The sequence below is a fragment of the Pseudomonas sp. S5D5 genome (assembly GCF_003013355.1).
GTDB classification, from domain to species: domain Bacteria; phylum Pseudomonadota; class Gammaproteobacteria; order Pseudomonadales; family Pseudomonadaceae; genus Aquipseudomonas; species Aquipseudomonas aylmerensis.
Genome location: NZ_PTEO01000001.1, coordinates 2,452,245 through 2,464,999, shown reverse-complemented (window position 1 = coordinate 2,464,999; position 12,755 = coordinate 2,452,245). Strand labels below are relative to the sequence as shown.

Here is a 12,755-nt window from a genome sequence, read left to right as displayed (position 1 = left end):
CTCAGCCGACGCGCGGTGACCGGTCTCTTTTTGAGATCGCTGGCCGCCACATTTTGTATTGGTTAAATTAGCGCGAGCGCTGCACCCTAACGCCATTCACCCCACGGAACCCTCGCCCTTGGCTGTCCTTCCCCCTGCCCTGCGCCGACTGTTCGGCAAGCCTGCCGCCGCTCCCGCCACGTCCGATGACGTGTCCACGTACTTCCAGCGCAAGGCCCGGCGCCAGGGCTACACCCTGAGCCCGAGCCAGCAGCAGGTCATCGAGCGCATGGCGCAGATAGCCGCTGCCCTGCAACAGCAGCACACGCCGCGCAGCCTGTACTTGCACGGCGCCGTGGGGCGCGGCAAGAGCTGGTTGCTCGATGGGTTCTTCCAGGCGCTGCCCCTGGCGCAGAAGCAGCGGGTGCACTTCCACGACTTTTTCGCCCGCCTGCATCAAGGCATGTTCCGCCATCGCCAGCAGCCCGACGCCCTTGCGGTCACCCTGGATGAATTGCTCGAAGGCTGCCGCGTGCTGTGTTTCGACGAGTTCCATGTCCACGATATCGGCGACGCGATGCTCATCACCCGCCTGTTCAAGGCCTTGTTCGAGCGCGGCGTGGTGGTGCTGGTGACCTCCAATTACCCGCCCGAAGGGCTCTTGCCCAACCCGCTGTATCACCAGCGCTTCAAGCCGGTGATCGAGCTGATCGGCGCGCGCATGGACGTCATGGAGGTCAACGCGCCCCAGGATTACCGGGGCCTGCCACACAATCACGGCCAGCAGCGCTTCACCCAGGGGCCGTTCATCTGGCCCGGCAGCCCGGCGCAGCGTGCGGCGTTCGGGGTGCCGGCGGTGGATTGCCCGGCGCTCACGCTGGCGGTCGGCACCCGACAATTACGGGTGCGCTGGCACCAGGGGCGCACCGTCGCCTTCACCTTCAACGACCTGTGCGAGCAACCCACGGCGGTGATGGACTACCTGCTGCTGTGCAAAGACTTCGACGACTGGATCATCGACGGCCTGCCCCTACTGGGCGATTGTCCGATTGCCGTGCAGCAGCGCTTCATCAACCTGGTGGACGTGCTCTACGACCAGGACAAGCACCTGACCCTGATCGGTGAACGGCCGCTGGCCGAGTGCCTGGCAGGCCAGGCCATCGACCTTGCGCGCACCGCCAGCCGCCTGAACCAATTGCAGCAGGCCAACCCGCAAGCCCTGCCCGACCCGGTATCATGAGCGACCTCCACGTCCCTTTGCCGAGTGACCGCGCCGTTCATGCATACCCTCGCCCAACTCAAGGCTGGCCAATTGGCCGGTATTACACGCCTGGACCTGTCCTGCGGGCTGACTGAATTCCCGCCGGAAATCTTCACGCTGGCCGACTCCCTGGAAATCCTCAACCTCAGCGGCAACGCCCTGAGCAGCTTGCCCGATGATCTGCACCGCCTGCCGCACCTGCGCGTGCTGTTCTGCTCGGACAACGCCTTTACCGACCTGCCGGAATGCCTTGGCCAGTGCGCGAAGCTGAGCATGATCGGCTTCAAGGCCAACCGCATCAGCCGCGTGCCCGCCGCCGCGCTGCCACCGTTGTTGCGCTGGTTGATCCTCACCGACAACTGCATCGACCAATTGCCCGATGAGCTGGGCGCGCGGCCGCTGCTGCAAAAACTGATGCTGGCCGGTAACCGGTTGAGCGCCCTGCCGCCAAGCCTGGCCAACTGCCACAACCTCGAACTGCTGCGCATCGCGTCCAACCGCTTCACGCGCCTGCCCGAATGGTTGCTGACGCTGCCGAGCCTGACCTGGCTGGCCTATGCCGGCAACCCAGTGGAAATGGCCGTGGAGATAGCCGCGGATGACACCACGCCGACCATTCCCTGGACCGAACTGGAACTGGCCGAAGTGCTCGGCGAAGGTGCCTCCGGGGTGATTCGCAAGGCGCTGTGGAAACCGCGGGCGCTGCCCGTCGCCGTCAAGCTGTACAAGGGCACGATCACCAGCGATGGCTCGCCGCTGCACGAAATGCAGGCCTGCATCGCCGCCGGGCTGCACCCCAACCTGATCAAGGTGCAGGGCCGCGTGAGTGGCCATCCCGAGGACCAGGCCGCGCTGGTGATGGACCTGATCGACCCGAGCTACGGCAACCTCGCCGCCCTGCCGAGCCTGGCCTCGTGCACCCGCGACATCTACGCACCCGACACCCGTTTCAGCCTCGAGGTAGCGCTGCGCATGGCGCGCGGCATTGCCTCGGTAGCCGCGCACTTGCACCGGCACGGCATCACCCATGGCGACCTGTACGGCCACAATATCCTGTGGAATACGGCGGGCGATTGCCTGCTCGGGGACTTTGGCGCGGCGTCATTCCATGCCACGGCGGACACCCTGGAGACTCGCGCGTTGCAGCGCATTGAAGTGCGCGCGTTTGGTGTGTTGCTGGGGGAGTTGCTGGAGCGGGTTGACGAAGGGTTGAGCGAGGCGACACGCCTGGTGCTGGAAGGCTTGCGGGAGCAGTGCTGCCAACCCGACGTACTCGCCCGGCCAGGTTTCGAGGCGATACAAGCCACGCTGCAAACCTTGTAGGAGCCCGGCTTGCCGGCGATGGCCATCTCAAACAGGCCATTGCCAGCAAGCCGGACTCTTACAGGGAGGGGTTCAACACGCTGTATCAGCCCGCCAGGCCGACGAACATATCCTGCACGTCGTCATGGTTGTCCAGGCCTTCGAGGAAGGCTTCGACTTCAGCCATCTGCTCATCGCTCAAACCCGTCACCGGGTTCTTGGAGATATAGCCCAGCTTGGCCGACAACACGGTGAAGCCCTGCTCCGGCAGCGCTTTCTGCACGGCGTCGAGGTCGGTGGTCTCGGTGATGAACAGGGTGGTGCCCTCTTCCTCGCCGTCTTCGAAATCCTGTGCGCCGGCTTCAATCGCGGCCATTTCCGGGTCAGCGTCAGGGCTGTCCGGCGAAGCTTCGATCAGGCCGACGTGGTTGAAGTCCCAGGCCACGGAGCCGGAAGCCCCCAGTTGACCCTTGCGAAAGGCCACGCGGATTTCCGCCACGGTACGGTTGATGTTGTCGGTCACGCACTCGACGATCAACGGCACCTGGTGCGGGGCAAACCCTTCGTAGGTCACGCGGTGGTACTGCACGGTTTCGCCGAGCAGACCGGCGCCCTTCTTGATGGCGCGGTCCAGGGTTTCCTTGGGCATCGAGGCTTTTTTGGCCTGCTCCACCACCAGACGCAGGTGGGCGTTGGTCGCGGTGTCGGCGCCGTTGCGGGCGGCGATGGTGATTTCTTTCACCAGCTTGCCGAAGATTTTGCCCTTGGCATTGGCTGCCGCTTCTTTATGTTTGACTTTCCACTGTGCGCCCATGACTCACTCTCTTTTCGTCCATCGCGCCGAAACGTCTACTGGCCGGCGCTTTGGGGGCAGAGTTTATAGGGCAAAAACACTCTAATCCACCAAAAAACCGGCCAGCCTGTCAGGTGCGCAAGGGTTTGATCGTGACGTTGCGGTCCGGCACAAAATCGCCGACCTCGGCCAGCACCGCCGGCCTGGCGTTCCAATAGGGCATCAACACCAGCGAAGAAAACAGCGCGGCGCCGGCAAACACGATGAACACCGTGACCGTGTCGAAGTAGCCCGGCAGCAAGCCGCCGAGCACCGCGCCCACCGAGCCGCAACCGTTGACAAAGCCAGCCGCCGTGGCGCCGGCCTTGGCGGTACCGAAGTCGATGGCGGCAGTGCTGCTGATCATCGAGTCCGGCCCGTATAGGGTCAGGCCCATGACAAACAGCAAGGCCATCACCAGCATCACACTGCCGGTGTGCAGCGCGCCCATGAACAACGCGAGGGCCACGGTCAGCGCCAGCAGGCTGAGCACACAGGCGGGCATGCGCCGCGCGCCGAAGAGCTTGTCGGACGCCAGCCCGATCAGAATCGGTCCAAGCAACCCGGCCAGTTCAAACGCGGTCGGCACAATCGCCGCACCGACCTTGCCCACCGAGGGCATCTGTTCGTAGACGATCACCGGGCCCCACAACAGGATCGCGTAACGCGCCGGTTTCAGCAGAAAATACGCCAGGCCCAAGGTCAGCACCGTGCGGTTGCGCAGAATCGCGCGCAGTGGCTCCAACACGCTGATGCGTTTTGCGGCCGCCCTTTCCTCGGCGGTCATCACCGGCTCGGGTTCGACCGCCGGCAAGCCGACATCTTCGGGCGTGTTGCGCTGGAAGATGAAGAACAACAGCGCCACTACCCCCACCACCACCGCACTCGAGATAAACGCCGCGTGCCACGTGCCGATCAACGTGTAGGCCCACCACCCGGCAAAGGGCGAGGCCACCAGGCCGCCGAACGCGTAGCACGAACTCCACAGCCCCAGCACCCGCCCACGCTGCTGCGCCGGGAAGAAACTGCCAAGGTTCTTGCACAGCCCCGACCAGCCGGTGGACTGCGCCAGCCCCTGGACCAGCATGCAGGTGACAAAGATCGGCAAGGTCGCAAAGGTGCCCATCACCAGCGCGGCGGCAGCGGAAATCAGCAAGCCACCGAGCACCACCACCCGCGGTCCGAAGCGGTCGGCCAACATGCCCCAGGTGAACTGCCCGACCGCGTAGGCCGCCAGGTAAATGCCATCCAGGTTGGCCATCATCATTTTATCGAGGGGGAAACTCGGGTCATCCACGATCCCCAGCTTGGCCACGGAAAACGCTTTGCGAGTGAAATAGAACGCCGCGTACGCCAGCCAGGTGATGGCGAAAATCTGCACGCGCCAACGCTTGATGCTACCCATTGGGATATTCATGGTGGTTCTGACCTCAGGTGAGTGTGCCGGCAGAATCGAGAAGCAAATGCCTGTTCTTTTTATGGTTGAGCACTGCAATGCCGAGCCGTGGACACGGTGGCATTGGTCAGATGAGACCTGTGTCCCAGGTCCCATGGCCGCCGTGGTTGTAGGACTCAACCTACGGCGGTTGAGGCGTATCAAAGCAATGGCTGACTAATAGGTAAAATCGATTTATCGTATTTCAAATATAAGCCCAGCTTGTAAGAGGATCAGCGATGTCGGTGTCCCACGCCCAGCTCAAGGCCTTCCATGCGGTGGCCGTACACGGCAGTTTCACCCAGGCCGCCGAACGCCTGTTTCTGACGCAGCCGGCGATTTCCGACCAGGTGCGCAAACTCGAAGAACGCTTCGGCGTGCTGCTGTTCCACCGCAACAAGCGCTCGGTGCGCCTGACCGATCTGGGCGAGCGCCTGCTGGCCATCACCCAGCGCCTGTTTGTGATCGAGGCCGAAGCCGAGGAGTTGCTGCAGGACTCACGCGCGCTGCTCACCGGCACCCTCACCCTCGCCGTGGATGCCCCGGTGCACGTGCTGCCGCAGATCGCACGGTTTTGCCAGCTGTACCCGGGCATCAGCGTCAAGATCGAAACCGGCAACACCGACGAATCGCTGTTTCGCCTGTACAACTACCAGGCCGACCTGGCCTTGCTCGGCCGCGATGTCGACGATGAGCGCCTGCTGTCACTGCCGTTGCCCGACGACCAGTTGCTCGCCTTCGTCGCGCGCAATCACCCCTGGGCCGGGCGTGAGTCGATCTGCCTGGCCGACCTGGATGACACGCCGCTGGTGCTGCGCGAAATCGGTTCGGTCACCCGGCAGACGCTGGAGCAGGAAATGAGCCAGGCCGGCCTGCGCATTCGCCCGGCGATCCAGGTCGAAGGCCGTGAGGCCGCGCGTGAGGCGGTGGTGGTGGGGATTGGCGTGGGGGTGGTCTCGGCGGCGGAGTTCGGCGCCGACTCGCGGGTGTACGCCATGCCCATCCGCGACTGCAGCCAGCGCATGAAGGAAACCCTGGTGTGCCTCAAGGAGCAAAGTTCGCGGCGGGTGGTGGCGACGTTCCTGCAGATCGTGCGCGACAGTCTTCAGCCGGGCGCCAACTCGAAAAACGCCTGAATCAAGCGCAACGCGCGGCGCCGCTCCATGCAGCCGAGCATGTGCCGGTTGCGCAGCCCCTCGCCCTGGATTGCCACGGCCTGCACGCGTGGGTCCGGGCTGACTTCCATCGATGAGACCACGCCGACGCCCAGCTCGGCAGCGACGGCTTCGGTCACCGCCTCACGGCTGTCGAGTTCCAGCAGCACCTTGGGCTGCACACCCGACGCCGCGCACGCCGCGTCGAAGGTGCGGCGGGTGATGGAACTGGGCTCGCGCAACACCATGATCAACTCGTCGAGTTGCTCCAGGCGAATCCCCCTGGACTGCTGCGCCCACGGGTGGCTGGCCGGCACCAGGGCGCAGATCCGCGACTCGCTCAAGGGTTGCAGGTGCAGGCCGCTGCGCGGCTCGACCTCGGTGAGTACCGCCACATCCGCATGCTCGGACAACAGTGCCGCCAGGGTTTCCTGGGCGTTGCCCAGGCGCAGGTTGACGGTGATCCCTGGGTAGCGCGCACGCAGGCTGGCGATCATCGGCATGACCAGGTGCGGGCCGTCAGCCGCCACCTCCAGGCGCCCGGTGAGCAACTGCCGGTTGGCCTCCAGCATCGTCTGCGCTTCGTCGACCAGGCCGAAGATCGCACGGGTGATCGCGGCCAGGCGCGCGCCCTCCTCGGTCAGCTCCACGCGGCGTGCGGTGCGGCGCAGCAGCGGGATCTGGTAATGCTCTTCCAGGGCCTTGATATGCCCGGTCACCGCCGGTTGGCTGATGAACAGCCGCGCCGCCGCACGGGTAAAACTGCCCTCGCGGGCCACGGCATCGAATGCGCGCAGTTGGAACAGGTTCATATCTATCGGCCTCACTGATAGCTCGCATAACAACAAACAATTTGATTGATGACAAGCCAAACTGCAATTTAGGCCCCGTAGATTCAACCCCCGATGCCTTGCGAGGACTTGAGATGACCACTGCCGCGCCGATCCTGCTGACCCCTGGCCCCTTGACCACATCGAACCGCACGCGTCAGGCGATGATGGTGGATTGGGGGTCCTGGGATGACCGTTTCAATGCCCTCACTGCCAGCGTCTGCTCGCAACTGCTGGCGATCCTTCACGGCACAGACAGCCACCATTGCGTGCCCCTGCAAGGCAGCGGCACCTTCGCCGTCGAAGCCGCCATCGGCACCCTGGTGCCGCGTGACGGCAAGGTCCTGGTGCTGATCAACGGCGCCTACGGCAAGCGCCTGGCAAAAATCTGCGAAGTACTCGGCCGCGACTTCAGCACCTTTGAAACCGCCGAAGACCAGCCCACCACCGCCGCCGACGTCGACCGCCTGCTGCGCGCCGACACGGCCATCACCCATGTCGCGTTGATCCACTGCGAAACCAGCACCGGCATTCTCAACCCGTTGCCGGAGATCGCCCAAGTGGTCAAGGACCACGGCAAGCGCCTGATCATCGACGCCATGAGTTCCTTCGGGGCGCTGCCGATCGATGCCCGTGAAGTGCCGTTCGATGCGCTGATCGCCGCCTCGGGCAAATGCCTGGAAGGCGTGCCGGGCATGGGGTTCGTCTTCGCCGAAAAACAGGCCCTCGCCGCCGCCCAGGGCAACTGCCACTCCCTGGCGATGGACCTGTTCGACCAGCACAGCTACATGGTCAAGACCGGCCAATGGCGCTTTACCCCGCCGACGCACGTGGTCGCGGCGCTGCACGAAGCGCTGCTGCAATACGCCGAAGAAGGTGGCCTGCCCGCGCGCCATCAACGCTACGCCGACAACTGCCAGGCGCTGCTCGACGGCATGGCCGCACTCGGCCTGCGCAGCTTCCTGCCGGCCGAGATCCAGGCGCCGATCATCGTCACCTTCCACGCCCCGCAAGATGCGCGCTACCAGTTCAAGGACTTCTACGAGCGGGTCAAGGCCAAGGGTTTCATTCTGTATCCAGGCAAATTGACCCAGGTCGAAACCTTCCGCGTGGGCTGCATCGGCCACGTCGATGCGACAGGCATGCAGGCAGCGGTCACGGCGATCGCGCAAACACTGCAAGACATGCATGTGCTCGAACCTGCAGGAGCCGGCTTGTCGGCGATCACCGGCGACGCAGTTCTTCTGTAACCCCTCATTTTCGTTCATCGCTGGCAAGCCAGCTTCTACAGGATTTGTGTATGAACTATCAGAACCCCAACACCCTGCAGGCCGTGATCCTCGATTGGGCCGGCACCGTGGTCGATTTCGGCTCCTTCGCGCCCACGCAGATTTTCGTCGAGGCCTTTGCCGAGTTCGATGTGCAAGTCTCCATCGAAGAAGCCCGTGGCCCGATGGGCATGGGCAAGTGGGACCACATCCGCACCCTCTGCGACCAGCCGCAAGTCGCCGAACGCTACCGCAAGGCCTTCGGCCGCACGCCCACCGATGACGACGTGACCGCCATCTACCAGCGCTTCATGCCGCTGCAGATCGAGAAGATCGCCGAACACTCGGCGCTGATCCCCGGTGCCCTCGACACGATCGCACGGCTGCGTGTGCAAGGCATCAAGATCGGTTCCTGCTCCGGTTACCCCAAGCAAGTGATGGACAAGGTCGTCGCCCTCGCCGCCACCAACGGCTACATCGCCGACCACGTGGTGGCCACCGATGAAGTGCCCAACGGCCGCCCATGGCCAGCCCAGGCCCTGGCCAACGTGATCGCCCTGGGCATTGATGATGTCGCCGCCTGCGTGAAGGTCGACGACACCGTGCCCGGCATCCTCGAAGGCCGTCGCGCCGGCATGTGGACGGTGGCCCTGACCTGCTCCGGCAACGCGCTGGGGCTGACCTACGAGCAGTTCCGCGCACTGGACGCCGCCACGCTGGCCAGCGAACGCAAGCGCATCGAGGCGATGTTCAGAGGCTCGCGCCCGCACTACCTGATCGACACGATCAACGAGCTGCCGGCAGTGGTCACCGACATCAACCAGCGCCTGGCCCGCGGTGAAATGCCGCAAAGCCACTGATCAAGGTCAAGACAACGGCAATCGCGCCAGGCAAAGCGCTCAAAACCGGCATACAGTTAAGTCACTGCGTCACCCAAGAACGCAATGTTGTCCAGTGATGAAACTGTACCGGTGGCGAGGGAGTTTGCTCCCTCGCCACCGGTTTGCCCTGATGAGTGAGGAACACAGCGATGCCGTGGAAAAATTCCGATACGCGTTACAGCACCATGTCGATCGCGTTGCACTGGTTGATGGTGGTGCTGCTGGCGGTGGTCTACGCCTGCATTGAACTGCGCGGCCAGTTTCCCAAAGGCAGCGGCGCGCGGACGCTGATCGTCGAGATGCACTTCATGTTCGGCCTCACCGTGTTTGTGCTGGTGTGGCTACGCCTGTTTGCGCGCAGCCTGGGGGTGGCGCCGAAGATCGTGCCGGCGCCGCCGCAATGGCAAACCCTGCTCGCCACCCTGATGCATATGGCGCTGTATGCCTTGATGATCGGCATGCCGATTGCCGGTTGGTTGATCGTCAGTGCCGAAGGCCATTCGGTGATGTTCTACGGCATCGAGTTGCCGCCGCTGATTGCCGAAAACAAAGGGTTGGCCAAGGAGATTGAAAGCTGGCACGTGCTGTTCGGCAAGATCGGCTACTGGCTGATCGGGCTGCATGCGCTGGCGGGGATCGCTCATCATTACATCCTGCGTGACAACACGGCGTTGCGCATGATGCCCGGCAAGCGAGGGAGCATTCAGTAACGCCATCGACTGCTGGATCACACTCGCGGATGCCCTGAGCTCAACGATGGGAAACCCCGGCGGCCTTGCAAGCCGCCGGTGTGGACAAAGATCAGGCGCGTACCGCAGACGAAGCGGCGGGCTTCAATCTGCTGCTTCAGCGCCAGCAACGCCTTGCCGGTGTAGAGCGGCTCCAGCGGCAGGCCACAGGCGTGCTCGGTGGCGTCGATAAAGGCCAGCAACTCCGGATCAACCTTGGCAAAGCCGCCCCGGCTGGCCTCCAGCAATTGATAACCGTGCTGCACCAGCGCCTGTACCTGCTGCGCCACCCCGTGGTCATCGGGCACCGCCAGCGCGCCATACACCGGATGCGCGCCCGCCTCCGCCAGCACCAGTCCCGCCAGCGTGGTACCAGTGCCCGCTGCCAGCCACCAGCCGTCATAATCCGCCCAGCCGATGTCGCTCAATTGCGCGCGCACCTGCTCCATTAGTACCGCACAGCCCAACGCTCCCGCCAGGCCACCGCCACCTTCGGGCACCGGGTGCAGGTGTGGGTACTGCTCGCGCCAAGGCCCCCAGAAATCCGGCGCATGCCGCGCGCGATAGCCGCCATAGCCCAGCCAGTGCAACTGCATGCCGAAGGCGTTGAGGTCGAGGACGGTGGGGGTGTCTTGCGCATGGCCACGCAGCAGGCCGACGGTGGCAAAGCCAAAGCGCTTGCCCGCCGCCGCCAGCGCATGCAGATGGTTGGAATGCGCGCCACCCAGGCTGATGATCCCACTGGCGCCAGCAGCCCGACCTTGCGCGAGGTGCTCGGTGAGCTTGAACCACTTGTTGCCGCTGATCAGCGGGTCGATGCGGTCCAGGCGCAGCACGGCCAGCTCGACGCCGTCCAGCCAATCGAGCTGCACAGGTTCAAGCGGAGCGTAGGGAAGCCAATCGAAGGGGCCCATCGGGAAGGGTCTGCATGAAAAAAGGGGCGGTAGTCTACCACCGCCCCTTTCGTCGTCTTACAGCTCGGCGGCGAGGCGCGAGCCCTGGTTGATTGCGCGCTTGGCATCCAGCTCGGCCGCCACGTCGGCGCCACCGATCAGGTGCACGTTCTGGCCGGCCGCAACCAGGCCGTCCTGCAGTTCACGCAGCGGGTCTTGCCCGGCGCAGATGACGATATTGTCGACCGCCAGCACCTGCGGCTCGCCCTCGGCACCGATGCGGATATGCAGGCCCTGGTCATCGATCTTCAGGTACTCGACGCTGTTGAGCATCTGCACCTGCTTGTTCTTCAGGCCAGTACGGTGGATCCAGCCGGTGGTCTTGCCGAGGCCATCGCCGACTTTGGAGGTCTTGCGCTGCAGCAGGAACACTTCACGCGCCGGGGCATGCGGTTGCGGCTTGATACCGGCCACACCGCCACGCGCCTGCAACTGGGTGTCGATGCCCCATTCCTTCCAGAATGCTTCGCGGTCCAGGCTGGTGGACACGCCCTGGTGCACGAGGAATTCCGACACATCGAAACCGATACCGCCGGCGCCGATCACCGCCACGCGCTTGCCGACCGGCTTGCGTTCAAGGATCACGTCCAGGTAGCTCAGCACCTTGGCATTGTCGATGCCGGGGATCGCCGGCGTGCGCGGCGCGATGCCAGTAGCGAGGATGATCTCGTCATAACCGCCCGCCGCCAGTTGGGCGACATCCACGCGGGTGTTGAGGCACAACTCGACGTGGGTGGTCTGCAATTTGCGCTTGAAGTAGCGCAGGGTTTCGAAGAACTCTTCCTTGCCGGGCACGCGCTTGGCGATATTGAACTGGCCGCCGATCTCGCTGGCCGAGTCGAACAATGTCACCTGATGGCCGCGCTCGGCCGCCACGGTGGCTGCCGCCAGGCCTGCAGGACCGGCGCCGACCACGGCGATCTTCTTGATCTGCTTGACCGGCAGGTAGTTCAGCTCGGTTTCGTAGCAGGCGCGCGGGTTGACCAGGCAGGTGGTCAGCTTGCCGCCAAAGGTGTGGTCCAGGCAGGCCTGGTTGCAGCCGATACAGGTGTTGATTTCGTCCGCGCGCCCGGCGGCAGCCTTGTTGACGAACTCCGGATCGGCCAGGAACGGCCGCGCCATCGAGACCATGTCGGCATCGCCCTCAGCGAGGATCTGCTCGGCAATCTCCGGCGTGTTGATACGGTTGGTGGTGATCAGCGGAATCTGCACCGCGCCGCGCAGCTTGGCGGTGACTTTGCTGAACGCGCCACGCGGCACCTTGGTGGCAATGGTCGGGATGCGCGCTTCGTGCCAGCCGATACCGGTGTTGATAATGCTCGCACCGGCCTGTTCGATGGCCTTGGCCAACTGCACGATTTCTTCCCAGGTGCTGCCGCCTTCAACCAGGTCGAGCATCGACAGGCGGAAGATAATAATGAAGTTCGGGCCGACGGCTTCCCGCACGCGGCGCACGATCTCCACCGCCAGGCGCATGCGGTTTTCGTAGCTGCCGCCCCAACGGTCGGTACGCTGGTTGGTGTGCGCGGCGAGGAACTGGTTGATGAAGTAGCCTTCGGACCCCATGATTTCCACGCCGTCGTACTCGGCAACCTGGGCCAGCAGCGAGCAGGTGACAAAATCCTGGATCTGCTTCTCGATGCCCTCCTCGTCCAGCTCCTTGGGCTTGAACGGGTTGATCGGCGCCTGGATCGCGCTCGGCGCCACCTGCTTGGGACTGTAGGCATAACGGCCGGCGTGGAGGATCTGCATGCAGATCTTGCCGCCCGCCTCGTGCACGGCCTTCGTCACGATCTTGTGCTTCTGCGCCTCTTCATCGGTGGTCAGCTTGGCCGCGCCGGCATACACCCCACCTTCATCGTTCGGGCCAATGCCGCCGGTGACCATCAGGCCGACGCCGCCACGCGCACGCTCGGCAAAATAAGCGGCCATGCGTTCGAAGCCGCCGGGCTTTTCTTCCAGGCCAGTGTGCATCGACCCCATCAGGGTGCGGTTGCGCAAGGTGGTAAAACCCAGGTCCAACGGGGCCAGCAGGTGCGGGTAGGCAGCAGCGGTCATGGTACAGCTCCACAACGGATCATCACGGGACGTGGCGCACTCGAACGGTGTGCCATCGGTTTATGTCCCACAGA

Annotated in this window: 11 protein-coding genes; 6 read left to right on the top strand and 5 right to left on the bottom strand. The window is 64.1% G+C overall.

Features of this window, described 5'->3' with window-relative positions; translation table 11 throughout:
- Positions 1 to 118: 118 nt before the first annotated feature.
- The gene (gene zapE / locus C9990_RS11570) at positions 119 to 1,219 is read left to right on the top strand and encodes a cell division protein ZapE (protein WP_106803362.1); all 1,101 of its coding nucleotides are present in this window, start codon (positions 119 to 121) and stop codon (positions 1,217 to 1,219) included.
- A 39-nt stretch (positions 1,220 to 1,258) separates the two neighbouring features.
- The gene (locus C9990_RS11565; RefSeq protein ID WP_106805634.1) at positions 1,259 to 2,563 is read left to right on the top strand and encodes a protein kinase; all 1,305 of its coding nucleotides are present in this window, start codon (positions 1,259 to 1,261) and stop codon (positions 2,561 to 2,563) included.
- A gap of 85 nt (positions 2,564 to 2,648) precedes the next feature.
- Here the strand turns inward: C9990_RS11565 and C9990_RS11560 are convergent, their stop codons facing one another.
- Entirely contained in the window at positions 2,649 to 3,356 is a 708-nt protein-coding gene (locus C9990_RS11560) for a YebC/PmpR family DNA-binding transcriptional regulator (RefSeq protein ID WP_065901129.1), read from the bottom strand.
- A gap of 109 nt (positions 3,357 to 3,465) precedes the next feature.
- On the bottom strand, positions 3,466 to 4,791 hold the full coding sequence (locus tag C9990_RS11555) for an MFS transporter (protein WP_106803361.1): 1,326 nt from the start codon (positions 4,789 to 4,791) through the stop codon (positions 3,466 to 3,468).
- Between the two features lie 257 nt (positions 4,792 to 5,048).
- Between C9990_RS11555 and C9990_RS11550 the strand changes: the two genes are divergently transcribed.
- A complete protein-coding gene (locus tag C9990_RS11550) occupies positions 5,049 to 5,945 on the top strand; it encodes a LysR substrate-binding domain-containing protein (RefSeq protein ID WP_106803360.1) in 897 nt (298 codons plus the stop codon).
- Here the strand turns inward: C9990_RS11550 and C9990_RS11545 are convergent.
- A complete protein-coding gene (locus tag C9990_RS11545) occupies positions 5,915 to 6,775 on the bottom strand; it encodes a LysR substrate-binding domain-containing protein (RefSeq protein ID WP_106803359.1) in 861 nt (286 codons plus the stop codon). The genes C9990_RS11550 and C9990_RS11545 overlap by 31 nt on opposite strands.
- Before the next feature lie 113 nt (positions 6,776 to 6,888).
- Between C9990_RS11545 and C9990_RS11540 the strand changes: the two genes are divergently transcribed.
- From C9990_RS11540 to C9990_RS11530, 3 genes are all read left to right on the top strand, one after another.
- Entirely contained in the window at positions 6,889 to 8,043 is a 1,155-nt protein-coding gene (locus C9990_RS11540; RefSeq protein ID WP_106803358.1) for a 2-aminoethylphosphonate--pyruvate transaminase, read from the top strand.
- 50 nt (positions 8,044 to 8,093) lie between these two features.
- The gene (gene phnX / locus C9990_RS11535; protein ID WP_106803357.1) at positions 8,094 to 8,921 is read left to right on the top strand and encodes a phosphonoacetaldehyde hydrolase; all 828 of its coding nucleotides are present in this window, start codon (positions 8,094 to 8,096) and stop codon (positions 8,919 to 8,921) included.
- A gap of 170 nt (positions 8,922 to 9,091) precedes the next feature.
- Positions 9,092 to 9,652 (top strand): cytochrome b, encoded by a 561-nt coding sequence (locus C9990_RS11530; protein ID WP_065901140.1) that lies wholly within the window; start codon positions 9,092 to 9,094, stop codon positions 9,650 to 9,652.
- Between the two features lie 17 nt (positions 9,653 to 9,669).
- Here C9990_RS11530 and C9990_RS11525 read toward each other — a convergent pair whose 3' ends face one another.
- On the bottom strand, positions 9,670 to 10,584 hold the full coding sequence (locus tag C9990_RS11525; RefSeq protein WP_106803356.1) for a 1-aminocyclopropane-1-carboxylate deaminase/D-cysteine desulfhydrase: 915 nt from the start codon (positions 10,582 to 10,584) through the stop codon (positions 9,670 to 9,672).
- A gap of 57 nt (positions 10,585 to 10,641) precedes the next feature.
- Positions 10,642 to 12,681, bottom strand: a complete 2,040-nt coding sequence (locus tag C9990_RS11520) for an NADPH-dependent 2,4-dienoyl-CoA reductase (RefSeq protein ID WP_106803355.1) — start codon at positions 12,679 to 12,681, stop codon at positions 10,642 to 10,644.
- Positions 12,682 to 12,755: the final 74 nt, after the last annotated feature.